The organism is Citrobacter sp. Cpo147, from assembly GCF_030332405.1.
GTDB lineage: Bacteria > Pseudomonadota > Gammaproteobacteria > Enterobacterales > Enterobacteriaceae > Citrobacter > Citrobacter portucalensis.
The window spans coordinates 285,906-309,351 of record NZ_JAOWHX010000033.1 but is presented as its reverse complement, the minus strand read 5'-3'; the positions used below and the strand labels follow the sequence as shown (position 1 = coordinate 309,351).

Sequence of the window (23,446 nt, the reverse complement as noted above, 5' to 3'; positions counted from 1 at the left end):
ACAACAGATAGTTATCCGTCATATGCAATTTAATATCCCTACGTTGCTCACGCTGTTTCGCGTCATCCTGATCCCATTCTTTGTATTGGCTTTTTACCTGCCATTCACCTGGGCTCCCTTTGTTTGTGCGCTGATCTTCTGTATCGCAGCGGTCACTGACTGGTTTGACGGTTTTCTGGCGCGCCGCTGGAACCAAAGCACGCGTTTTGGTGCCTTCCTCGATCCGGTCGCTGATAAAGTGCTGGTGGCAATCGCGATGGTCCTGGTGACCGAGCATTACCACAGCTGGTGGGTGACGCTTCCTGCCGCAACAATGATTGCGCGTGAAATTATCATCTCTGCACTGCGTGAATGGATGGCCGAACTGGGTAAACGCAGCAGCGTAGCCGTATCCTGGATCGGTAAAGTGAAAACCACATCGCAAATGGCTGCTCTGGCCTGGCTGCTGTGGCGTCCAAATATCTGGGTAGAGTATGCTGGGATCGCACTTTTCTTCGTCGCCGCGATACTGACTTTGTGGTCAATGTTCCAGTATTTGAGCGCTGCACGTGGAGATTTGCTTGATCAGTGATCGTTTCGACGCAAATTTCAGCAAACGATCGTCAGTGGTGAAAAATATCGTTGACTCATTGCGTCAGGTAAGTAGAATGCAACGCATCGAACGGCAGCACTGATTGCCAGACGATAACAAAATCAAGTGATTAACAAAGTTACTTGGTGATGCGGGAATAGCTCAGTTGGTAGAGCACGACCTTGCCAAGGTCGGGGTCGCGAGTTCGAGTCTCGTTTCCCGCTCCAAATTTAAGACATCGGCAATAGCGGATGTTGGCTGTAAAGCCAGAAGATTTCGGCGCGTTAGCAAAGCGGTTATGTAGCGGATTGCAAATCCGTCTAGTCCGGTTCGACTCCGGAACGCGCCTCCAATTTCTTCCCGAGCCCGGATGGTGGAATCGGTAGACACAAGGGATTTAAAATCCCTCGGCGTTCGCGCTGTGTGGGTTCAAGTCCCACTCCGGGTACCATGGGAAAGAACAGAATAATCAAAGCAATAAGCAGTGTCGTGAAACCACCTACGGGTGGTTTTTTTGTGCCTGTTTTTTACAAGCATAGATACTTTGCGTCAAGCAGCCTGCCAGAAACGTAAACAGCCCTCTATATACTCACTATTGCTAATCAATCTATCGCCGAATCGGCGCGTTAAACATAAAGCCCCCTCGGGCAGGGTTGTTGATAAACCCATCGCGGGCGGGATTATAGTTGTGGTCCTGGAAACCATTCATCAGGATGGGATCGCCAAAGCCATCCTGTATCGCCAGCTGTCTGTGGATTCGGTTTCGTGCCCTGAACGTGAAAGCGAAATCACCCGTCCCGCCAATGATGAACACACCATTACCAGCTCGAAGTGCCGCGCTCAACTCTTGCTCTCTGACGGCCTGGTTTTGTAACGCGCTGGCTGTGGCAGACGATGACGCCAGCAGCAGTAATATGAGAACGGCGCATGAAAATACCGATGGCAGTTTCATGATTAATACCTATAAAAAGCATGGCTATTAAAGTATAGCTTTATGTTGTCATCTTAACTGAAAAGAAAACCAATATTTTAAACCTGCTGTCCATACTGTATTTAAAAGATCGGAAGAGTAGTGCTGCGCAGTTAAGAACTATAATAAAAACAGTCAACAGGTGATTACTTCTGTTTGCAGACAGTGCTGGTTCAGGGGGCTGCTATGAACATTTCATCTTTTCCGATAGTCATGTTCGCAGCATTGCTCACCCTTAGTGGTGCAGCATATTCGGTGGAAAAAGAAGATATCTTTTCGCAGAATGCCAGGGCTACGGATCCCATCGCATTTTCTCAACAGTCATTTAATAACCTGAGGTCTTATCAGGTTATGATGCGCTCCTCGTCGCCATCCGATGAAAGCAAAATTATTCGCTATAGCTTTCAAAAGCCTGGGTATGTGCGGATGGATTTTACCCAACCGCATTCAGGTGCGGTGCTTATCTTTAATCCTGTCAGCGGTAAAGTGACGTTATGGCCATTTGGTGTGGGTACATTGCCCATTTTGCACCTGTCGCCTACTAATTCATTGATCCAGGATGAGCGTGGTCATCGGGTGGATCGCTCTGATATCGGCGTGTTGTTGGGCAATATTCGTCATCTGCAACGCGAAGGGACAACAACCACAGTTGGTAAGGAAAACCTTGCAGGACGGGCGACAATGCACGTATCTGTGGTTGGGCCTGGAACAATGGTGATTGATGGAGTACATCGTTATGACGTCTGGCTGGATAATTATCACGGACTCCCTGCCAAAGTGATCAGCTATGCGCCAGATGAGCAGCGATTAGAAACCGTGCTTCTGGATGCTATGGTCATTAACATCCGTTTTCCCGCCAATTTCTTCTCGCCTTGAGGGAGTCTGTATTATGGCTAACTATCGGTTTTCCACTGTCTGGCGGGTTGAGGCTTCTATTCAGGAGGTATGGGATGTTTTTTCTCATCCCGATCAGTGGCCTGAATGGTGGGAAAGTCTGGAACGCATTGTTGAGATTAAAAAAGGTGATATACAGGGCATTGGGGCGCTGCATCGTTATACCTGGAAAGGAGCGCTTCCTTATCGCTTAACCTTTGACATCAACGTGTTGAATATTCTGCCTTGCTCGCTGCTTGAGGGGCAAGCCAGCGGGGCGGTTGAAGGGCGAGGCGTGTGGTCTTTTTCTGCAAGTGGTGCAGAAACTATCGTCAGATATGACTGGAATGTACGTACCACGATCCGCTGGATGAATTATCTTGCCCCGCTGGCGGCACCTGTTTTTCGCTGGAATCACGATATGGTTATGCGCGAAGGGGCCAGAGGGCTAGCCCGTAAGCTTGCAACGAATGTCTATATTTTCTGAACTCGCCCTCACGGCTGTACTTTTTGCCTGTCTATGGCTTACTATCTGTCGCGCAGTTTCTTATTTCATTCACAGTTAACAGGTCTGTTATTGATGAATAACCTCCATCGGCTCACCTTTTTATGTCAGCGTCTGTCTGCTGTGATGATCGCACACGGTTTTTACCTTCTTAGCCGTAGCTCAACTCTTACAACATGGACAGACAGCAATGCAACGTCGACAATTTCTCAAAAATAGCGTTCTCCTTTCCGCCGCCGGTTTAGTCGGTCCTGCGGTTATTAGCCAGACGGTTCACGCCGCTGAGCCATCCGTTGCACCAGTCGCGCGTCGGCGCTTTGTGTTATCCCAGACGTATAAACTTAACCCTCCTAAGGGATCGAGCGGCGTGGTAAAACTGTGGATCCCGCTTCCGGTAGATACCGCGTTTCAACAAATGACGGCGCTTGCCTTTAGCGGAAACTACAAGCATGCGTACGTTACCACTAATAATACTTATGGCGCGAAAACGCTGTTTGCCACCTGGCCTGACTCGCAGGGCGAACTGTTGATTAACGTTGATATCGACATTGAAACCGCCGACTGGGAGCCGCTGAAGCAGGATGCGCTGAAAACCTGGCAAGCGCCGGAGCAGATTATTTATCCGCTGGATGTAAAACCGTACCTGCTGCCGACGACACATACCCCAGTTGATGGGCAGGTTCTGGAAACCGCACGTAAAATTACCGGTAATGAGCAGGATCCGCTGAAAAAAGCACGCCTGATTTACGAGTGGGTGAGTAGCCATATGGAGCGCGATAACGACGTTATCGGCTGCGGCACGGGGGATGTGGCGGAGATCTTAAAAAGCGGTAAGCTCAAAGGAAAATGCACCGACATGAGCTCCGTTTTTGTTGCTCTGGCACGGGCCAGCGGTATTCCGGCACGCGAACTGTTTGGCATCCGTCTGGGCAAAGCCAATAAGCTCGAACGCTACTCGAAAAGCGCTTTTGGCAAAGCTGACAGTGCAGGTGTCGCTGATGTGAGTGGCGGACAACATTGTCGCGCCGAATTCTATCTGGCCGGTTACGGCTGGTTACCGTGCGATCCTGCTGATGTGACCAAAATGCGTCTGGCAGAGAAAAAGTCGCATCAGGACGCCGATGTCCAGGCGGTAAACACTTACCTGTTTGGTAACTGGGAAATGAACTGGGTTGGATTCAACTACGGGCGTGATTTCGAGCTGTATCCGGCAACGGAGCAGGGAGCCATGAACAACTTTGGCTATCCTTACGCTGAAGTCGATGGTGACCCGATCAATTTCTATGATCTTAAAGCGTTCTCCTACAGCTATGTCGCCACAGAACAACGCTAAAGGGGCGGGACTCACCCTGTTGACGGCCGCGGCGGCTGCCGTCACCGCTGGCTTATGCTGCGTTGGACCGCTGCTCTATCTGCTGTTTGGTATTTCGGCGGCGAGCTTTGCTGTTTTCACCCAGTTTGAGTTTTTGCGAATTCCCCTGATGCTGGTGTCATTGGGTTTATTACTGCGCGTCTTCTGGCGGCTCTATTTTTCCAGGCGGCTGTGGTGTTCCGGATGGTTAACGTTGAAGCAAGCGCGCGTTCTCTACTGGTGCGCGTTGGCGTTGATTTTGCCGGTGCTATTTTATCCAACGCTAGTTGCCTGGTTTTATGAGGTATTTGAATGAAGATCTTCACGCTAGTTGCATGCCTGCTTCTGCCGCTGTGGGCTCAGGCGGCCAATCAAAAAGTGGTGCTTGATATACAAAATATGACCTGCTCGTTATGCGTTATTTCGGTCAATCAGGCGCTACGTGAAACCGACGGTGTGATTAAAGCAAAATCCTCCCTAAAAACCCGACAAGCAGAAGCGATTGTGCCAGAAGGTTTCCCAACCGATACTTTACTTAACGCGGTAGCGAAAACGGGCTATACCGCAACGCTCAACCGTATTGAACAACAGTAAACCACCTACGGGTGGTTTTATTGTGTTTTCCCGGTATGATGCCCGGCGGCTTAGTGTTCTCTTTTGTGCGTTAACTTCCGGAATTCCACGCGTTTCCTGTTAACCTGAACAGGCGGCAGCTGTATGCCGCATATGCCCATTTTTATCTGTTATCCCTCCAGCCATGTAGGATGATCACAGGCAAGATTTTTTGACTAAGGAAAAGCGTTATGAAAACGGGACCATTAAACGAGAGCGAACTGGAATGGCTGGATGATGTACTGACTAAGTACAATACAGACAAGGCTATTCTGGATGTGTCAGAACTGGATGGTTTGCTGACAGCGGTGCTGAGTTCACCGTATGAAATTGAACCAGAGCAGTGGCTGGTCGCGATTTGGGGCGGCGCGCAGTATGTCCCTCGCTGGTCCTCCGAAAAAGAAATGACGCGTTTCATGAACCTGGCGTTTCAACATATGGCGGATACGGCCGATCGTCTGGATGAATATCCTGAGCAGTTTGAGCCGCTGTTTGGTTTACGTGAAATTGACGAGCATGAACTGACCATCGTTGAAGAGTGGTGCTTTGGTTATATGCGCGGCGTCGCACTGTCAGACTGGTCCGCGTTACCGGACACGTTAAAACCAGCACTTGAAGCTATTGCGCTGCACGGTACGGAAGAGAACTTTGCGGTGGTTGAGAAACTAACGCCGGAAGCGTTTGAAGAGAGCGTCGATGCCATCCGCCTGGCAGCGCTGGACCTGCATGCTTACTGGATGGCGCATCCTCAGGAAACGCCGGTCAAAGTACCGGTGAAAGTGGATGCCAAAGTAGGGCGAAATGACCCTTGTCCGTGTGGCAGCGGCAAGAAATATAAGCAGTGCTGTTTGCACTAACAGAAAGGGGCGAAAGCCCCTTTGTTTTAACCCACTTCTGGTAGTAATCCTGCTGCAATAGAAAACTGTACTGCTATCACCACAATGCCGCACAAAAATACCAGCGCCAGCGCCGGAGCACCGCCTGCTACGCGGTAGTTGGCCTGCGGATTATGTTTTCTGCTCTGCCAGGCCAGCATCGAGGGAATGAGCAGCGCCAGCACCGCCAGGGCAACGCCCGCATACCCTAATGCCATGACAAAACCACGCGGATAGAACAGCGCGAATGCCAGCGGCGGCAGGAAGGTTACCGCGCCGGTTTGCATTCTTCCCGCTACGGTATTGCGGCGCTGGAAGAGGTCGGCCAGGTAGTCAAATAATCCCAATGCAACGCCGAGGAAAGAGGTCGCCAGCGCGAGGTCAGCAAACAGATGCACCGCCAGTTCGACGTGCGGCGAAGCCACGACTTCACGCAATGCCTGCAATAAGCCATTTAAGCCTGCGTGGTTGGCTAATAGCCCCATGAACGTTGTCGAGTTAATGCTGCCAAGCGTCGCCAATTGCCAGAAGATATAGGCGACCAGAGGAATAGCGCTACCCGTAATAAACACCCAACGCAGTTTACGGATGTTACCGTTCATATAGCTGACGATACTGGGAACACTGCCGTGAAAACCGAACGAGGTGAAGATGACCGGGATTGCGGAGAGCGCCAACCCCTGTTGCAGCGGCAGCGTAAGCAGGTTCACTTTATGAATATGCGGCATTAACAGAGCCAGCATCGCCACCAGGAAGATTATCTTGGCACTGAATAGCAGACGGTTGAACAGATCGACCAGCGAGGTCCCAACACAAACCACGCCACCGGCAACAAAGGTGAACAGCAGTACGCCTGTTGTCGGGGATATATTTGTTCCGGTCCAGTCGCTGATGCTGGAGGCCAGCAGTTCACCTGCACCACTGATGTACGCCGCCGTCAGGGCATACATTAAAAACATCATGCTAAAGCCCGTTACCCATTGTCCGTAACGACCAAGATAACGTTTTGCCAGTGTACCCAGCCCGGTGTCAGCCGGGACATGTTGATACACTTCAAGCAGCAACAGCGCGGTGTAGCACATCAACGCCCAAAGACTGATTAACAATACCAGCGTGACGCTAAACCCCACGCCTGCCGCAGCCAGCGGCATTGCCAACATACCGGCACCAATCGTGGTTCCCGCCACGATAAAAATACTACCCAGGGTTCTGTTTTTCACGCTTTCCTCTGTCCCAGAGATAATCAATGGTTATATCTGCGGCGCAGATTAAGGCAAAACGCTATTTTCGTCAAATCACCGTTACAATGACTGTACATTAATGTTTACGATATTTTGACCGTTAAGATGTATAACAAATGACATTTATCTGCTGATAAACCTGCGTTAGCGCAAAGCGACGATGTGCGGTTCACATTAGGCTACGGACTTTATTAAGGAGGTAATATGGAATCTATTCACGGTCACGAAGTGCTTAACATGATGATTGAATCTGGTGAGCAGTATTCAAATGCCAGCCTTGAAGCGGCGATTACGGCACGTTTCGGCGAGCAGGCGCGTTTTCACACTTGTTCTGCGGCGGATATGACGGCAGGCGAGTTGGTGGCGTTTTTAGCGGCGAAGGGAAAGTTTATTGCAAAAGAAGACGGCTTCTCTACGCACGAAAGCAAGATCTGCCGTCACTGATTTCAAAGGGTAATGATGGCGGGCTGCCATCATTGCCCTAAAATATTAATTCTGTGTATCAAGCGTAGCCAGTTCTTTGTCGATGAAATAAAGACCTTCGCCGCTTTTTCCTGCCAGCGACAGCTTATCAATAACAGATTTAAATAATTTCTCTTCTTCATGCTGCTCGGCAACATACCATTGCAGGAAATTAAAGGTTGGATAATCCTGGTGGGTCATTGCCGCGTGTGCCAGCTCATTAATTTTCTGGGTGATTAGCTGCTCGTGTTCGTAAGTAACACGGAACAGTTCATCCAGAGACGCATATTCAGCAAAGGGTGAAGAAACGGTATTAATACGCGGCAAACTGCCGGTATCGGTCAGGTAGTCGAACAGACGCTGCATGTGCGTCATCTCTTCCTTGGCGTGACGGCGCAAAAAGGCGGCGGCACCTTCGAAGCTGTGATAGCTGCACCACGCGCTCATCTGTTGGTAGAGCAGAGATGAATATAATTCAAGATTCATTTGCTCATTCAGTTGGTTGATCATTTCTGTTTTCAGCATGGTTCTGCTCCACAAACGTTATTATATATTGACGTGGCGCCACTATAATTTGTTATTTAATTATTTGCAAAAGGTAAAATAATAAATTTATTTATTAAAAATGCGAATGGGAATAAAACGCATTAACGATATTAAACGGAGGATATAAATAATAAAGTGGTAAAAGACCAGCAAAAATGAGCTGGTCGGAAATATTAATAATTGAAAGAAGGTGACTGGGGCACCGCGACACCATGACACTGCCAGGCGAGTGTAATTTTGGTATTTAAGCACAGAGAGCCAGCATACACGCTACAGGTTGACACCGGCTGACCAAACGCTTCTGCGCTGGCATAGCCCAGGCGCTGACACTCTTTGGTGGCTGTCCCTTGGGTAACGTAGTCATCGGTACGTGCTGTTTGTAACATGGCCTGATTATAAGTGAGGCGAACCACACCAGTGATGGCGCTGGCTTCGCTGACCTGTGCCTGTTTTGTGATTATGCATCCTGTCAGCATGAGCGGCAAAAGCGCCAGGATAAAAGTCTTCATGAGATCGCTCTGAAAGTTCGAAGATACACTATCATGGCATACAGAGACCCTCATCAATGGCTTGAATAGCCCGAAGATCACCTGCGATTAATCACAACGAGGTCATTTGTTTGCGGCAATTCTGAACTGTTCAGACAGGAATGTGAGCGCAACTTTGTTTTTTAAAACTAAATTTCATTAAATTTGAAAGTGTGATTGCAAAATAGTAATGTGGCTGAATGTTATGACTTTCAGCGGGCTACCGCAGCGCATTCAGGAGAGTACAGAATGAAAATTGCATTGATGATGGAAAACAGCCAGGCAAGCAAAAACGCCATCATCCATAACGAGCTTAAGGCCGTTGCGGATGAGAAAGGTTTTCCGGTCTATAACGTTGGGATGAGCGACGAAAATGATCATCATCTGACCTACATCCATTTAGGCATTATGGCCAGCATCCTGCTTAATTCCAAAGCTGTAGACTTTGTTGTTACAGGTTGCGGTACGGGCCAGGGGGCAATGATGTCACTGAATATCCATCCGGGTGTGGTGTGTGGTTATTGCCTCGATCCTGCAGATGCGTTCTTGTTCTCTCAGATTAACAACGGCAACGCGCTTTCTCTGGCATTCGCCAAAGGTTTTGGCTGGGGTGCTGAGCTGAATGTGCGCTATATGTTTGAAAAAGCGTTCACCGGGCGTAATGGTGAAGGCTACCCACCGGAGCGTAAAGAGCCGCAGGTGCGTAACGCCGGTATTCTGAATCAGGTGAAAGCGGCTGTGGTAAAAGAAAATTATCTGGACACGCTGCGCGCGATCGATCCTGAACTGGTGAAAACCGCTGTATCAGGCCCGCGCTTCCAGCAGTGCTTCTTTGAAAACTGCCAGGACAAAGCAATCGAAGCGTTTGTACGCGAGGTGATTGGCTAAATCCTGTTGGCCCGGCGGCGTTCACCCTCCGGGCTACTTGTTCTTGTTCGATACTGCGCTTCCTGCATCATGGGTGAGCCGCAGCGTATCCACCATACCTACCAGACAAATAATGGCAATAGCGACAAAGGCCAGCCGGAAACTGATCCCCGGAACATTGCCCAATGCCAGCTTTTCACTGACCACATCGCCAATGCGGATGCCAATAGCGGCTAAAGAAATGCCCAACCCCACCGCTAATTGTGTCGCCGTACTGAACAGCGTATTAGCGTAGCTCATTTGTGCCGCGGGGACGTCAGCGAAGGCAAGTGTGCTGACGCCGGTAAACTGAATTGAGCGGAACACGCCGCCCAGATACAACACCAGCAAAATAACCCACACGGGGGTCTGTGGCGTAATTAATGCACAGGCCAGCAGCGCCAGAACGTTAAGTGCACCGTTAATCAACAGCAGTTTCTTAAAGCCCAGCCAGCGTATCAACGGTGTGGTGGCAGGTTTAATCGTCAGATTGCCGACAAATACCGCCAGTACCAGCGAACCCGCGTGAAAAGCGTTCATGCCAAAACCTACCTGAAACATTAACGGCAGCAGAAACGGCACGGCGCTGATAGAGGCACGAAACAGCGATCCGCCATACATGGTGACGCGAAAAGTAGGGACGTTCATGGCATCAAGGCGAATCATTGGCCAGGCGGTGCGATGAAAATGATGCAGTGCAAACAGAAAGGTCACTGTTCCTAGCGCCAAAAGTCCGGCGGTCAGCCAGCCCTGAGGCTGTTGGGTTCCCAGTAACTCCATGGCATACACCAGGCTCACCATCGCAACAGAGGTTGCGATAAATCCCGTTATATCAAATGGGCGGCGCTCGTCGTCATGAATATCCGGAATAAAACGTAGCGCCAGCGCAATCGCCAGTATTCCGAGCGGTACATTAATGAAAAAGATCCAGCGCCAGTTGGCATAGCTGGTAATGAATCCGCCAAGGGGAGGGCCAATGATGGGTGCGACTAACGCGGGCCAGGTCAGGGTCGCAATAGCGGTGATCAACTGATGTTTAGGCGTGGTTCGTAATACCGCGAGTCGGCCAACCGGAACCATTAGCGCACCACCTATACCCTGTAAGATTCGCATGGCGACAAAGCTCTCAAGGCTTTCGGACAAACCGCATAAAACCGAGGCGAGAGTAAATATCGCCAGTGCAAGGGTAAACACCTTTCGGGCGCCGAAGCGATCCGCAATCCAGCCGCTGGCGGGGATCAGTACCGCGAGGGTGATCAGATAGGCGCTGATACCTATGTTTAGGTCAACTGCCTGCACGCCAAAACTTTTCGCCATGTCGGGCAGTGCGGTGGCAATCACCGTGCCGTCAATAAACTCCATAAAGAAAGCCCCGGCAACCAGTAATGCCGCCGGGGATAGACCGCGTTTGTTCTCAACCGCAAAATGTTCACTCATGTTGTGCTTGCCATCTCAAAAGAAACTGACTGGAACTATTTTTATTTTCAGCGCATTCGGAAGGCATGCGCGGCTATCGTTTCGTTCGTTGAATGGGTACTATGACGACCTTTCTATAAGGAGCTCACTATGTCCCAAACACTGAATGCCGATCAGGAACTGCTCTCGGACGTTGTTGCCTGTCAGCTGGTTATCAAGCAGATTCTGGATGTTCTTGATGTTATTGCCCCAGTAGAAGTTCGGGAGAAAATGTCCAGCCAGCTGAAAAGCATCGACTTTTCCAGCCATCCTGCAGGTGCCGATCCGGTCACTATGCGCGCAATACAAAAAGCGGTTGCCTTGATCGAGTTGAAATTCACGCCGCAGAATGAATCTCACTAAAATAAACCGTTGTTTCAGGTTTTAGAAAGGTTTTTTTGCGCCTCGCAGAATGAGAGGCGTGAGCGTAGAGAAAATTAAGCACCAGCCGGATAAGGTGCGTCGCATCGTTATCCGGCATTAACACGATGAAAATTGAAGATTAGTGATGTTGATAGTTCACGACGTTCAGCAGGTGCTTATCGGTTTGCGCCATGCACAGTCCCGCACGTTTAGCGCTGCGGACTTCATCAAGAATCGTCTGTAACAGCACGCCATCCTGCTGCTGCTCTTTTTCCAGATCGTGAAGAAAATCAATGGTTGTTGCATCATTCAAGGCTTCTGCTTCATTAGTTAAGCGTGATAGCTTGCTGTAGCGCTGTTGGTATTCATCCAGCGTTTTCTGAAACAGTTCTTCAAGGGAAGTTAGTTCATCACCCGGAACATCAATAGCCTTGACGATAGGGTTAGCCCCGGCACTTTTCATAAAATTAAACATACGCATCATTTGAGTCACGTTACCTTGCGCCTGGGTGCGTAGAAAGGTTGCGGTGCCAGTCAGGCTGTGTTCGTAGCACCATTCACTGAGATGCAGGTAAAGATTCGATGCGTAGAACTCGAGGTTCATTTGTGTGTTGAGTTTATGAACAATTCCAACTGCAGCCATATCAATATCCTTATTTCCAGAAAGGGGAATGTACGTTACTAACGTCAGTGCAACGGGCTGCCGCTACACGTCACCACTACGTACAATTAAAACTGTTAGCAGAATAAATCCGTTCCGCCGGTCCTTTAGTGATCACGAATTATATTCGCTCCCGATCGAGATTCAGCATAACTCCAGTCCCGACATAAGAAAATCCTTAAATCTGCGTATTTATGATTTTTTACATATTGTCATAGCAATATTAGTGATTTTTCCGCTTGTGCATATAAATGCTGTGAATATAACAGATTGATATTTATGGGATTAAAGTAAAATATTGATAATGAAATGATGTTTCATATCACGAAATGGAATTTCACAATCAGGTATTGTCTGTCGCCAGATGATTATCTGGTCTTCGGATGAAGAAATTTCACCATTGACCCGCGTCGGTGAACGCTATCTGCTGGCTAATTTTTTGCGCCAGATCAGTTTTGTGGAAATTAATAAAGTTAAGCGCCTGAATGATTCGGCATTTATTGTTTGGTGTATTTGGAAAAATCGAGGAGTGTGTATGAAAAAGGTTGCCGTGCTACTGGCACCTGGTTTTGAAGAGGCGGAAGCCATTGTTACCATTGATATTCTGCGCCGCCTGCAGATCGAAGTTGAAACACTGGCCTGCGCCGAGTCCTGTGCGGTGGTGAGCTACCATGACGTGCCGATGGTGACGGACAGCACGCTGGCTGCGCGTCAGACGGATCTTTATGATGCCGTTGTGTTACCCGGCGGGCCGCAGGGCAGCGTTAACCTTGCCGCCAGTGAGGCTGTCACCCAGTTTATCGCTCGCCATGACGATGCAGGAAAACTCATTTGCCCGGTGTGTTCTGCGGCGGCGCGTGTGCTGGGCGGCAACGGCCTGCTGAAGGGGCGCCGCTATGTGTGTTCGGGAGATCTGTGGCAAAACGTCGCGGATGGCGAATATATTGATGCGCCGGTTGTTGAAGATGGCAACCTTATTAGCGGCAAAGGGTTAGGGCATATTTTCGATTTTGCTTTCACGCTTTCAGCGCGTCTGCTGGAAGATGACATTCCGGTTCGCGATCATGCTGACCACATTTATTACAGATGGTAATCATTGTGCTCCCGAATGCTTCGGTATTCGGGAACAAGGATTCGTTGGCTGATGTTATGGACTAATCTGCTATCCCTCTTTTTTCCCGTCGACAAAACCGCGTTTTTTTATGTCATTTCCCGCTGAATTTATGTACGCAATTACTGTAATTCTGTGGTGTGATGCCGCTCTCTTATGGAGAATCAATTTCCCGCTAAAAATACTCTCAGCACTGGCATTGATCTTATCAATAAAAGGTAATGCCTTGTTTTACGTCCGAATTACAAAAAATCGTCTGATTTTACCCTACATAAAAGAACGTTAAAGCTGGAGTTAACCATGCACAAATTCACTAAAGCGCTGGCTGCCATCGGTCTGGCTGCCATTATGTCACAATCCGCTATCGCTGAATCCATGAAGCTCGGTTTCCTGGTCAAACAGCCGGAAGAACCGTGGTTCCAGACTGAATGGAAATTTGCCGATAAAGCCGGTAAAGACCTTGGTTTTGAGGTGATTAAAATTGCCGTTCCGGATGGTGAGAAAACCCTGAACGCCATCGACAGCCTGGCTGCAAGTGGAGCAAAAGGGTTTGTGATTTGCACGCCAGATCCAAAACTGGGGCCAGCCATTATGGCTAAGGCGCGTGGCTACGATATGAAAGTTATTGCCGTCGACGACCAGTTTGCCAACGCTAAAGGTAAGCCGATGGATACCGTGCCGCTGGTGATGATGGCGGCAACCAAAATTGGTGAACGCCAGGGCCAGGAGCTGTACAAGGAGATGCAAAAACGCGGTTGGGATGTGAAATCCACCGCCGTAATGGCCATTACCGCCAACGAACTGGATACCGCACGTCGTCGTACTTCTGGTTCAATGGAAGCGCTTAAAGCCGCAGGCTTCCCGGAAAAACAAATTTACCAGGTCCCAACAAAATCGAATGACATCCCCGGCGCATTTGACGCCGCCAACTCCATGCTGGTTCAGCATCCTGAAGTCAAAAACTGGCTGATTGTCGGCATGAACGACAACACCGTGCTGGGTGGCGTACGTGCTACCGAAGGGCAGGGCTTCAAAGCACCAAACGTGATTGGTATCGGGATCAACGGCGTTGACGCGGTTAGCGAGCTGTCTAAAGGCGAAGCGACCGGGTTCTACGGTTCACTGCTGCCAAGCCCGGACGTGCACGGCTATAAATCCAGTGAAATGCTCTACAACTGGGTAACGAAAGGTGCAGAGCCACCGGCATTCACTGAAGTGACGGATGTGGTGCTGATTACCCGCGATAACTTCAAAGAAGAGCTGGCGAAGAAAGGCTTAGGCGGTAAGTAACAGAAATGCTGCGATGTTGTAGGCCGGATAAGGCGAAGCCGCCATCCGGCGCAATGCCCGGTGGCGCTGTGCTTACCGGGCCTACGTCCGGCGGTTTTCCAGGCCGGTAAAATCCTGACTCACGGAGACGTTATGCAACAGTCTACCCCGTATCTCTCATTTCGCGGCATTGGCAAAACGTTCCCGGGCGTTAAGGCGCTGACGGATATCAGTTTCGACTGCTATGCCGGACAGGTGCATGCGCTGATGGGCGAAAATGGCGCCGGGAAATCAACACTCTTAAAAATTCTCAGCGGTAACTATGCGCCAACAACGGGATCTCTGACGATCCGCGGACAGGAAGTTTCGTTCGCGGATACCACTGCCGCACTCAACGCCGGTGTCGCCATTATTTATCAGGAACTGCATCTCGTCCCGGAAATGACCGTTGCCGAGAATATTTACTTAGGGCAGTTACCGCACAAAGGCGGGATTGTGAACCGCTCGCTGCTGAACTATGAAGCAGGAATCCAGCTGAAGCATCTGGGGATGGATATTGATCCCGATACCCCACTGAAATACCTCTCCATTGGCCAGTGGCAGATGGTGGAGATTGCAAAAGCGCTGGCGCGAAACGCCAAAATTATCGCCTTTGATGAACCAACCAGCTCCCTGTCGGCTCGCGAGATTGAGAATCTGTTTCGCGTTATCCGTGAGCTGCGCAACGAAGGACGTATCATTCTGTACGTTTCGCACCGTATGGAGGAGATTTTTGCTCTCAGCGATGCCATCACCGTGTTTAAAGATGGTCATTACGTCAAAACGTTCTCGGACATGCAGCAGGTCGATCACGATGCGTTGGTGCAGGCGATGGTCGGGCGTGACCTCGGGGATATCTATGGCTGGAAATCCAGACCGTATGGCACAGAGCGTCTGCGGCTGCATGAAGTCAAAGCTCCTGGCGTGCGTACGCCAATCAGCTTATCTGTGCGAAGCGGTGAAATTGTCGGGCTGTTTGGCCTGGTGGGGGCCGGACGTAGCGAATTAATGAAAGGGCTGTTCGGCGGTACGCGTATCACAGCGGGCCAGGTATTTATTGATGAACAGCCTATCGATATCCGTAAACCAAGCCATGCCATTGAAGCGGGTATGATGCTGTGCCCGGAGGATCGCAAAGCCGAAGGGATCATTCCGGTCCATTCAGTGCGCAACAACATCAACATTAGTGCACGGCGTAAGCATGTTCTGGGGGGATGCGTGATCAACAACGGCTGGGAAGAGACCAATGCCGATCACCATATTCGTTCACTCAACATAAAAACGCCGGGTGCAGAGCAACTGATCATGAACCTCTCCGGCGGTAATCAACAGAAGGCTATTCTCGGTCGTTGGTTATCGGAAGAGATGAAAGTGATTTTGTTGGATGAGCCTACACGCGGCATTGATGTGGGCGCCAAGCATGAAATTTACAACGTGATTTATGCCCTCGCAGCGCGCGGAGTGGCCGTATTGTTTGCTTCCAGTGACCTGCCAGAAGTGCTCGGTGTCGCCGATCGTATCGTGGTGATGAGAGAGGGCGAAGTTGCCGGTGGGTTGCTTCATGAACAGGCGGATGAGCGCCAGGCGTTGAGCCTTGCTATGCCTAAAGTCAGCCAGGCTGTAGCCTGAATAAGGAGAGTATGATGTCTTCCGTTTCTACATCGGGTTCTGGCGCAGCGAAGTCGGCGCTAAATCTGGGCCGCATTTGGGATCAATACGGCATGCTGGTGGTGTTCGCCGTGCTGTTCCTGGTTTGTTCCCTCTTTGTGCCAAACTTTGCGACTTTCATCAACATGAAGGGGTTAGGGCTGGCGGTATCGATGTCGGGTATGGTTGCCTGCGGGATGCTGTTTTGCCTTGCATCCGGTGATTTCGACCTGTCTGTCGCATCTGTGATTGCCTGTGCTGGTGTTACCACTGCCGTAGTTATTAACATGACCGAAAGTCTGTGGATTGGTGTGGCTGCCGGACTGCTGCTCGGTATTCTGTGTGGCCTGGTCAATGGGTTCGTGATTGCGCGGTTAAAAATTAACGCCCTGATCACGACTCTTGCGACAATGCAGATTGTACGTGGTCTGGCCTATATTATCTCCGACGGTAAGGCAGTCGGGATTGAAGACGAGCGTTTCTTCACACTCGGCTATGCTAACTGGTTTGGTCTGCCGGCGCCTATTTGGATCACGGTCGTTTGTTTCATTGTCTTTGGCTTACTGCTGAACAAAACCACGTTTGGGCGTAATACCCTGGCCATTGGGGGCAATGAAGAGGCGGCGCGCCTGGCTGGGGTTCCGGTTGTTCGCACCAAGATTATTATCTTTATTCTTTCCGGTCTGGTATCCGCCATTGCCGGGATTATCCTCGCATCGCGTATGACCAGCGGCCAGCCAATGACCTCAATCGGTTATGAGTTGATCGTTATTTCGGCCTGCGTGTTAGGGGGCGTTTCGCTTAAAGGCGGCATCGGAAAAATCTCATATGTGGTGGCCGGGGTGCTGATCCTGGGTACAGTTGAGAATGCGATGAACCTGCTGAATATCTCTCCGTTCGCGCAGTATGTGGTACGTGGCCTCATCCTGCTGGCGGCGGTGATCTTCGACCGTTATAAGCAAAAAGCGAAGCGTACCGTTTGATGATTTAAACCCCAACTTTTTAGTCTAGCTTCTGCCCGTCGCCAGCCGCTACCCGGCTGGCGATTGTTTTTTCAAATGGCGAGCATGGTCACACTGTCTATACTTATATCCGTCATACATCATCTATATGCCGCGATCCGCGTGGCGTTCTGACCATGATGAGGAGGATAACCGGGTGACAGCATCACTGACTTTACCCCCTGAACAATCTGCAAACTGTGCTTACTTTTTTGATCTCGATGGGACACTTGCTGAGATTAAACCCTTTCCCGACCAGGTCGTTGTCCCGAAGACAATCCTGCAATGTCTACATCAGTTAGCGACGCAGAATGCGGATGCGCTGGCATTGATTTCAGGGCGCTCAATGGTTGAGCTTGACGCACTCACTACTCCGTTTCGTTTTCCGCTTGCCGGAGTACATGGGGCAGAACGCCGTGACATCAATGGTCAGACGCACATAGTAAACCTGCCTGAAGGTATCGAACGTGAAGCCGGGGCGTTATTACACGCAGCGTTGGTGACGTTACCGGGGGCAACACTTGAAACCAAAGGCATGGCCTTCGCGTTGCATTATCGCCAGGCACCCGAACACGAAGCGGCGCTGGTTACCCTGGCTGAAGGCATCACGCGCAGATGGCCGCAGCTTGCTCTGCAGCACGGAAAATGTGTCGTGGAAATAAAGCCTAAGGGCAGCAATAAAGGCGACGCGATAGCTGCATTTATGCAGGAAGCGCCTTTTGCTGGCCGGATCCCTGTGTTTTTCGGTGATGATCTGACAGATGAAACAGGGTTTGCTGTAGTTAACCGCGCTGGCGGTATTTCCGTGAAGGTGGGGATCGGGCCGACGCAGGCGACATGGCGTCTGGATGGCGTCAGGGATGTCTGGCGCTGGCTGGAGAAAATTAACTCTTCGCAGCAAGAACCGAAAGCAACGAATAACAGAAGAGGTGGCTATGAGTCGTTTAGTCGTAGTATCTAATCGTATCGCCTCACCAGATGACAAAGGGAGCGCGGGTGGGCTCGCGGTCGGTGTACTGGGCGCGTTAAAAGCTGCTGGTGGTTTATGGTTTGGCTGGAGTGGTGATACAGGTAATGAGGATAAACCGTTAAAAAAGGTCACGCGTGGCAATATCACCTGGGCCTCGTTTAATTTGAGTGAGCAAGATTACGAAGAGTATTACTGCCAGTTTTCAAATGCGGTTTTATGGCCCGCGTTTCACTATCGACTGGATTTAGTTCAGTTTCAGCGCTCTGCCTGGGAAGGCTACCAACGGGTTAATGCCTTACTGGTAGATAAACTTCTGCCGTTGCTTGGCGATGACGACATTATTTGGGTTCATGATTACCATCTGTTGCCGTTTGCCTGCGAGTTACGTAAGCGCGGCGTGCGTAATCGCATCGGTTTTTTCCTGCATATTCCGTTTCCGACGCCGGAAATTTTTAATGCGCTCCCGCCACATCTGGCGCTGCTTGAGCAAATGTGTGATTTTGATTTGCTTGGTTTCCAGACCGAAAACGATCGTCAGGCTTTTCTGGACTGTCTCGCAGCCCAGACTCGGGTGACCACGCATAAAGATAAGCACCACCAGGCATGGGGAAAAGCGTTTCGCACTCAGGTCTATCCCATCGGTATTGAACCGGATGAGATTGCTCGACAGGCGTCCGGTCCGCTGCCGCCAAAACTGGCACAGCTAAAAGCGGAGCTTAAAAATGTGCAGAATATTTTCTCCGTGGAGCGTCTGGATTACTCCAAAGGCTTGCCGGAGCGCTTTCAGGCCTATGAGGCCTTACTGGAACATTATCCGCAGCACCACGGTAAAATTCGCTATACGCAGATAGCACCGACCTCGCGTGAAGAGGTGCAGGCCTATCAGGATATTCGCCACCAACTGGAAACAGAGGCAGGGCGAATCAACGGCAAATATGGGCAACTGGGCTGGACGCCGCTTTACTATCTGAACCAGTATTTTGATCGTAAATTGCTGATGAAGATCTTCCGCTACTCGGATGTAGGGTTGGTGACCCCGTTGCGCGATGGTATGAACCTGGTGGCGAAAGAGTTTGTGGCCGCACAGGATCCTGCTAACCCTGGCGTGCTGGTTTTATCGCAATTTGCCGGGGCGGCGAACGAGCTAACCTCCGCGCTTATTGTTAATCCTTATGATCGGGATGAAGTGGCAGGCGCATTAAACCAGGCGCTGACGATGCCACTTACCGAACGTATCTCGCGCCACGCTGAAATGCTTGAGACTATCGTTAAAAACGATATCGACAACTGGCAGGCGACGTTCATTTGCGATCTTAAAACGGTCACGCCGCGTCGGAGTCAATGCCAACTGCCAGACAATATCTCTTCCTGTTCTAAACTCGCATGAAGTCGTGGCACTGTGGATTAATCTCCAGCTAGCGGAACCAGAAGAACGTCCACCTGGCTGGTATGAATCACGCTTTTCGCTGAACAGGCAGCGCGCGAAAAAAAACTGTGGTTATGGTTGCCGTAAATGACCAGATCAACGGCGTGTTTGCGGCATACATCCAGGATATGTTCATTCAGAGCCCCATAGGTAATAAAGGTATGTTCAATGGGGTATTCTGCTTCTTTGCTAAGTTTGTCGATAAAATCCTGAGTCTCTTCCTGCATGACTTCACGCAGGTCTTCCAGCATGGGGGCAGCAAACTGGTTATACAGTTCGGGGTCTGAGACCAGTGTAATCAGGCTAATTCGGGCGTTGACAGGGCGAGCGATAGAAACCGCCTTGTCTAACAACTGCTGACTTTCAGGGGTGGCGGCAACAGCAACAAGAATGTGCGAATAGCTCATAACTCGCTCCTTTTTTTCAAGAATTATGAGAGGGCTTTTCAGCTTTACTCAGCTTACTCCATACTGCAACGTTTCCTTCCTTCATAGTGTGAATGTCATCATGATTATTCATTAATTATTCTTATAAATAGAATAATCGATTCATATTAGTTGCAGATATGTTCAAGTTACTTAAGTGAAACCCACTGCTAATGAAAACAATGTGTTAATGGAAATTAAACATATATTAACATTTGCAAGGTCGTCACATCGCGGTATTAATTAATCACTCTAAATATTTAACTTATTGTTTATAAAGAATTTAATTAAAAAAGTTTTTTGAGTTAAATATGTGATCCAGCTCGCTATTTCACGGCGTGATATTAACGGATGTGAACAAAATACTATTCGCTTTTATTGCAAGAATATTCGTACATCAGGAATTGAAATGGATGATGGCAGAGTAAAAAATAAGCAAAGTAAAAGCTACGCTGATGGATTTATGTTAAGTGTTTGGCTGGTTTATGTGATCTTGATCACATATTCTTTAAATTCGCAGCATAGCTCCGTTGTATGTGTAACTGACGGCGGGTAGAGTTGCGTCGAATTAGGAAAAATCTTAGACATTTGTAAGAATTGATGTGGGCTTGTAAGGGACGCTGCCTTCTTAAAAGGGAATGTTTAGACAACGCGTAAGTGTCGTCACGCTGCTATGTATTTGACCTTTTGCTTTTTTTTACCGGGCCTTCCCGGCGACATCACGGGGTGCGGTTTTACCGCATGAAAACAATGTTGGTTATTATGGATGCAAATAATGCATACATCCGAGTTGCTGAAACACATCTATGACATCAATTTGTCATATTTATTGCTTGCACAGCGTTTGATCGTTCAGGACAAAGCATCTGCGATGTTTCGCCTTGGTATCAGCGAGGAAATGGCGGACACGTTGGCAACATTAACACTTCCTCAAATGGTCAAACTGGCGGAAACAAACCAACTGGTATGTCATTTCCGTTTCGACGATCACCAGACTGTTACTCGCCTGACGCAAGACTCCCGCGTTGACGATCTTCAGCAAATTCATACTGGTATCATGCTTTCAACACGCCTGTTAAGCGACATCGATGATGCAGCACGTAAGAAAAGGGCTTGATGATGAGCGAAAAAAGCATTGTTCAGGAAGCGCGTGATATCCAGTTAGCAATGGAATTAATCACATTGGGCGCCCGTTTGCAAATGCTGGAAAGCGAAACGCAATTAAGCCGTGGTCGATTAATCAAGCTGTACAAAGAATTACGCGGTAGTCCTCCGCCAAAAGGGATGCTCCCGTTTTCCACCGACTGGTTTATGACGTGGGAACAAAATATTCATGCGTCGATGTTTTGCAATGCATGGCAATTCTTGCTCAAAACGGGTCTCTGTAGCGGCGTGGATGCAGTGATCAAGGCGTATCGGTTATATCTTGAGCAGTGCCCGCAGCCTGAAGAAGGGCCACTGCTGGCGTTAACCCGCGCGTGGACGCTGGTGCGATTTGTCGACAGCGGATTGCTGGAGTTGTCCCAATGCAATTGCTGCGGTGGGAATTTTATCACCCACGCACACCAACCCGCAGGCAGCTTTGCCTGTAGTTTATGCCAACCGCCATCACGGGCCGTAAAAAGACGTAAACTTTCCCAGAATGCTGCCGATATTATTCCACAACTGCTGGATGAACAGATCGAACAGGCTGTTTAACTGATACGGTGTGGATGAACACTCCAGCAGCGGTAAGCAATTACCGCTGCTTTTTTTTGTCCTGACCTTACGTTAATTGCCCGACTGCGCATCCTGTCATAGTCAATTGCGAAAGGATGATGTCGTGCTTATCTTATTAGGTTACCTGGTTGTTATTGGTACAGTTTTCGGCGGTTACATGATGACCGGCGGACACCTTGGGGCACTCTATCAACCGGCTGAGCTGGTGATTATCGGTGGTGCGGGTATTGGGGCATTCATCGTCGGCAATAACGGGAAAGCCATCAAAGGGACGATGAAAGCGATCCCGGTGCTTTTCCGTCGTTCGAAATACACCAAAGCGATGTATATGGATCTGCTGGCGCTCTTGTATCGCCTGATGGCCAAGTCGCGTCAACAGGGCATGTTCTCGCTTGAGCGCGACATCGAAAACCCAAAAGAAAGTGAAATCTTCGCCAGCTATCCGCGCATTCTTGCGGATGCTGTAATGCTTGATTTTATTGTCGATTATCTGCGCCTGATCATCAGCGGCAACATGAATACGTTTGAAATTGAAGCGCTGATGGACGAAGAAATTGAGACTCATGAGAGTGAGGCTGAAGTCCCGGCGAATAGTCTGGCGATGGTCGGCGACTCACTACCGGCATTCGGGATCGTCGCGGCCGTTATGGGGGTTGTGCATGCGCTGGCTTCTGCCGATCGCCCGGCAGCAGAGCTGGGTGCGTTGATTGCGCATGCGATGGTGGGAACATTCCTCGGTATTTTGCTGGCCTATGGATTTATTTCTCCGCTTGCCAGCGTTCTGCGACAGAAAAGCGCTGAAACAACCAAAATGATGCAGTGCGTGAAGATAACGCTGCTCTCCAATCTGAATGGTTACGCGCCGCCGATTGCCGTTGAATTTGGTCGTAAAACACTGTACTCCAGCGAACGTCCTTCGTTTATCGAACTGGAAGAACATGTTCGTGCGGTGAGAAATCCAACTGCGCAACAGACGACCGAGGACGCATGAAAAATCAGGCCCATCCCATTATCGTTGTAAAGCGACGCAAGCATAAGAATCACGGTGGTGGGGCGCATGGCTCGTGGAAAATCGCCTACGCCGATTTTATGACCGCGATGATGGCCTTCTTTCTGGTGATGTGGCTCATTTCTATTTCCAGCCCTAAAGAATTGATCCAGATTGCCGAATATTTCCGTACACCGCTGGCCACCGCAGTGACCGGGGGAAATCGTATTTCGAATAGCCAAAGCCCGATTCCAGGCGGCGGGGATGATTACACCCAGCAGCAGGGCGAGGTGAACAAACAGCCGAATATTGATGACCTGAGAAAACGTATGGAACAGAGCCGCTTGAGCAAACTTCGCGGCGATCTCGATCAACTGATTGAATCCGATCCCAAACTGCGAGCGCTGCGTCCGCATTTAAAGATTGATTTAGTTCAGGAAGGGCTGCGGATACAGATTATCGACAGTCAGAATCGTCCGATGTTTAAGACCGGTAGCGCTGAAGTTGAGCCGTACATGCGCGATATCCTGCGCGCGATTGCACCAGTGCTCAACGGGATCCCTAACCGGATCAGCCTTTCCGGTCACACGGATGATTACCCTTACGCGAATGGTGAGAAAGGGTACAGCAACTGGGAATTGTCTGCCGATCGCGCAAATGCATCGCGTCGCGAGCTGGTTAGCGGCGGTCTGGATGATGGAAAAGTATTACGTGTGGTAGGTATGGCCGCCACGATGCGTCTGAGCGATCGCGGTCCTGAAGACGCTATCAACCGCCGTATTAGCCTGCTGGTTCTCAATAAGCAGGCAGAAGAGGCCATTTTGCATGAAAACGCTGAAAGCCAGAATGAGCCGGTAAGTGTCTTACAACGGCCAGCGGAACTCCCGCCGGTAAGCGTTCCCACATCGCCACCAGCCAATCCGAGGTGATAGC

The 23,446-nt window shown here is 49.8% G+C and carries 27 protein-coding genes and 3 tRNA genes; 23 read left to right on the top strand and 7 right to left on the bottom strand.

Annotation, left to right across the window (positions count from 1 at the left end; all coding sequences use genetic code 11):
* The first annotated feature begins 22 nt into the window (after positions 1–22).
* From pgsA to OGY06_RS13510, 4 genes are all read left to right on the top strand, one after another.
* Positions 23–571 (top strand): CDP-diacylglycerol--glycerol-3-phosphate 3-phosphatidyltransferase, encoded by a 549-nt coding sequence (pgsA, locus tag OGY06_RS13525; protein WP_003030490.1) that lies wholly within the window; start codon positions 23–25, stop codon positions 569–571.
* Positions 572–722: 151 nt separating this feature from the next.
* Positions 723–798, top strand: a tRNA-Gly gene (locus OGY06_RS13520).
* 51 nt (positions 799–849) lie between these two features.
* Positions 850–923 (top strand) — tRNA-Cys (locus tag OGY06_RS13515).
* Between the two features lie 12 nt (positions 924–935).
* Positions 936–1,022 (top strand) — tRNA-Leu (locus OGY06_RS13510).
* 156 nt (positions 1,023–1,178) lie between these two features.
* On the opposite strand, the gene OGY06_RS23225 is transcribed toward OGY06_RS13510, so the two are convergent.
* Positions 1,179–1,523 (bottom strand): hypothetical protein, encoded by a 345-nt coding sequence (locus tag OGY06_RS23225; RefSeq protein ID WP_003833919.1) that lies wholly within the window; start codon positions 1,521–1,523, stop codon positions 1,179–1,181.
* Between the two features lie 204 nt (positions 1,524–1,727).
* Here OGY06_RS23225 and OGY06_RS13500 point away from each other — a divergent pair, with 204 nt between their 5' ends.
* The 6 genes from OGY06_RS13500 (at position 1,728) to OGY06_RS13475 (ending at position 5,739) form a co-directional block, all read left to right on the top strand.
* A complete protein-coding gene (locus OGY06_RS13500; RefSeq protein WP_003833917.1) occupies positions 1,728–2,417 on the top strand; it encodes a LolA family protein in 690 nt (229 codons plus the stop codon).
* A gap of 13 nt (positions 2,418–2,430) precedes the next feature.
* The gene (locus OGY06_RS13495; protein ID WP_003833916.1) at positions 2,431–2,901 is read left to right on the top strand and encodes an SRPBCC family protein; all 471 of its coding nucleotides are present in this window, start codon (positions 2,431–2,433) and stop codon (positions 2,899–2,901) included.
* A 208-nt stretch (positions 2,902–3,109) separates the two neighbouring features.
* Positions 3,110–4,252 (top strand): transglutaminase-like domain-containing protein, encoded by a 1,143-nt coding sequence (locus OGY06_RS13490; protein ID WP_286605485.1) that lies wholly within the window; start codon positions 3,110–3,112, stop codon positions 4,250–4,252.
* Complete coding sequence (locus OGY06_RS13485; RefSeq protein ID WP_003833912.1) at positions 4,230–4,586, top strand: mercuric transporter MerT family protein; 357 nt, start codon at positions 4,230–4,232, stop codon at positions 4,584–4,586. Before OGY06_RS13490 ends, OGY06_RS13485 begins: the two co-directional genes overlap by 23 nt.
* The gene (locus OGY06_RS13480) at positions 4,583–4,864 is read left to right on the top strand and encodes a heavy-metal-associated domain-containing protein (protein WP_003833910.1); all 282 of its coding nucleotides are present in this window, start codon (positions 4,583–4,585) and stop codon (positions 4,862–4,864) included. The genes OGY06_RS13485 and OGY06_RS13480 overlap by 4 nt, the downstream gene beginning before the upstream one ends.
* Positions 4,865–5,073: 209 nt before the next feature.
* The gene (locus OGY06_RS13475) at positions 5,074–5,739 is read left to right on the top strand and encodes a YecA/YgfB family protein (protein WP_003034581.1); all 666 of its coding nucleotides are present in this window, start codon (positions 5,074–5,076) and stop codon (positions 5,737–5,739) included.
* Between the two features lie 26 nt (positions 5,740–5,765).
* On the opposite strand, the gene tyrP is transcribed toward OGY06_RS13475, so the two are convergent.
* Positions 5,766–6,977, bottom strand: a complete 1,212-nt coding sequence (gene tyrP, locus OGY06_RS13470) for a tyrosine transporter TyrP (RefSeq protein WP_063940420.1) — start codon at positions 6,975–6,977, stop codon at positions 5,766–5,768.
* Positions 6,978–7,202: 225 nt separating this feature from the next.
* Here tyrP and OGY06_RS13465 point away from each other — a divergent pair, with 225 nt between their 5' ends.
* Positions 7,203–7,442, top strand: coding sequence for a YecH family metal-binding protein (locus OGY06_RS13465; RefSeq protein ID WP_003034586.1), 240 nt, complete (start codon positions 7,203–7,205; stop codon positions 7,440–7,442).
* 45 nt (positions 7,443–7,487) lie between these two features.
* Here the strand turns inward: OGY06_RS13465 and ftnA are convergent, their stop codons facing one another.
* Both ftnA and OGY06_RS13455 read right to left on the bottom strand, forming a co-directional pair.
* Positions 7,488–7,985: a non-heme ferritin gene (gene ftnA, locus OGY06_RS13460; RefSeq protein WP_286605482.1), complete on the bottom strand. Its 498-nt coding sequence runs from the start codon at positions 7,983–7,985 to the stop codon at positions 7,488–7,490.
* A 194-nt stretch (positions 7,986–8,179) separates the two neighbouring features.
* A complete protein-coding gene (locus tag OGY06_RS13455; protein WP_063940890.1) occupies positions 8,180–8,515 on the bottom strand; it encodes a YecR-like family lipoprotein in 336 nt (111 codons plus the stop codon).
* 267 nt (positions 8,516–8,782) lie between these two features.
* On the opposite strand from OGY06_RS13455, the gene OGY06_RS13450 reads away from it, so the two are divergent.
* Positions 8,783–9,421, top strand: a complete 639-nt coding sequence (locus tag OGY06_RS13450; RefSeq protein ID WP_003034591.1) for an RpiB/LacA/LacB family sugar-phosphate isomerase — start codon at positions 8,783–8,785, stop codon at positions 9,419–9,421.
* Between the two features lie 33 nt (positions 9,422–9,454).
* Here the strand turns inward: OGY06_RS13450 and OGY06_RS13445 are convergent, their stop codons facing one another.
* Positions 9,455–10,876 (bottom strand): MFS transporter, encoded by a 1,422-nt coding sequence (locus tag OGY06_RS13445; RefSeq protein ID WP_286605480.1) that lies wholly within the window; start codon positions 10,874–10,876, stop codon positions 9,455–9,457.
* A gap of 129 nt (positions 10,877–11,005) precedes the next feature.
* Here OGY06_RS13445 and OGY06_RS13440 point away from each other — a divergent pair, with 129 nt between their 5' ends.
* Positions 11,006–11,257, top strand: a complete 252-nt coding sequence (locus tag OGY06_RS13440) for a DUF2766 family protein (protein WP_003034595.1) — start codon at positions 11,006–11,008, stop codon at positions 11,255–11,257.
* A gap of 139 nt (positions 11,258–11,396) precedes the next feature.
* Here OGY06_RS13440 and OGY06_RS13435 read toward each other — a convergent pair whose 3' ends face one another.
* The gene (locus tag OGY06_RS13435) at positions 11,397–11,900 is read right to left on the bottom strand and encodes a non-heme ferritin-like protein (protein ID WP_003034597.1); all 504 of its coding nucleotides are present in this window, start codon (positions 11,898–11,900) and stop codon (positions 11,397–11,399) included.
* Positions 11,901–12,453: 553 nt separating this feature from the next.
* Here OGY06_RS13435 and OGY06_RS13430 point away from each other — a divergent pair.
* The 6 genes from OGY06_RS13430 (at position 12,454) to otsA (ending at position 19,342) form a co-directional block, all read left to right on the top strand.
* Positions 12,454–13,011 carry a DJ-1/PfpI family protein gene (locus OGY06_RS13430; RefSeq protein WP_267441255.1) on the top strand — a complete coding sequence of 186 codons (558 nt, stop codon included), beginning with the start codon at positions 12,454–12,456 and terminating at the stop codon, positions 13,009–13,011.
* A 318-nt stretch (positions 13,012–13,329) separates the two neighbouring features.
* Positions 13,330–14,319: an arabinose ABC transporter substrate-binding protein gene (locus tag OGY06_RS13425; protein ID WP_003833897.1), complete on the top strand. Its 990-nt coding sequence runs from the start codon at positions 13,330–13,332 to the stop codon at positions 14,317–14,319.
* A gap of 132 nt (positions 14,320–14,451) precedes the next feature.
* Positions 14,452–15,966, top strand: coding sequence for an arabinose ABC transporter ATP-binding protein AraG (araG, locus tag OGY06_RS13420; RefSeq protein ID WP_286605477.1), 1,515 nt, complete (start codon positions 14,452–14,454; stop codon positions 15,964–15,966).
* Positions 15,967–15,980: 14 nt separating this feature from the next.
* Positions 15,981–16,967: an L-arabinose ABC transporter permease AraH gene (araH, locus tag OGY06_RS13415; protein WP_003034609.1), complete on the top strand. Its 987-nt coding sequence runs from the start codon at positions 15,981–15,983 to the stop codon at positions 16,965–16,967.
* Between the two features lie 175 nt (positions 16,968–17,142).
* On the top strand, positions 17,143–17,946 hold the full coding sequence (gene otsB / locus OGY06_RS13410) for a trehalose-phosphatase (RefSeq protein WP_063940888.1): 804 nt from the start codon (positions 17,143–17,145) through the stop codon (positions 17,944–17,946).
* Positions 17,921–19,342, top strand: coding sequence for an alpha,alpha-trehalose-phosphate synthase (otsA, locus tag OGY06_RS13405; protein ID WP_003833894.1), 1,422 nt, complete (start codon positions 17,921–17,923; stop codon positions 19,340–19,342). Before otsB ends, otsA begins: the two co-directional genes overlap by 26 nt.
* Before the next feature lie 17 nt (positions 19,343–19,359).
* On the opposite strand, the gene uspC is transcribed toward otsA, so the two are convergent.
* On the bottom strand, positions 19,360–19,788 hold the full coding sequence (gene uspC / locus OGY06_RS13400; protein WP_063940887.1) for a universal stress protein UspC: 429 nt from the start codon (positions 19,786–19,788) through the stop codon (positions 19,360–19,362).
* A 793-nt stretch (positions 19,789–20,581) separates the two neighbouring features.
* Between uspC and flhD the strand changes: the two genes are divergently transcribed.
* The 4 genes from flhD (at position 20,582) to motB (ending at position 23,442) form a co-directional block, all read left to right on the top strand.
* The gene (gene flhD, locus OGY06_RS13395) at positions 20,582–20,923 is read left to right on the top strand and encodes a flagellar transcriptional regulator FlhD (RefSeq protein ID WP_003034622.1); all 342 of its coding nucleotides are present in this window, start codon (positions 20,582–20,584) and stop codon (positions 20,921–20,923) included.
* Positions 20,920–21,504, top strand: a complete 585-nt coding sequence (gene flhC, locus OGY06_RS13390; RefSeq protein WP_008785071.1) for a flagellar transcriptional regulator FlhC — start codon at positions 20,920–20,922, stop codon at positions 21,502–21,504. Before flhD ends, flhC begins: the two co-directional genes overlap by 4 nt.
* Before the next feature lie 124 nt (positions 21,505–21,628).
* Positions 21,629–22,516, top strand: a complete 888-nt coding sequence (gene motA / locus OGY06_RS13385) for a flagellar motor stator protein MotA (protein ID WP_286605474.1) — start codon at positions 21,629–21,631, stop codon at positions 22,514–22,516.
* Positions 22,513–23,442 carry a flagellar motor protein MotB gene (gene motB / locus OGY06_RS13380; RefSeq protein ID WP_003034631.1) on the top strand — a complete coding sequence of 310 codons (930 nt, stop codon included), beginning with the start codon at positions 22,513–22,515 and terminating at the stop codon, positions 23,440–23,442. The genes motA and motB overlap by 4 nt, the downstream gene beginning before the upstream one ends.
* Positions 23,443–23,446 lie beyond the last annotated feature (4 nt).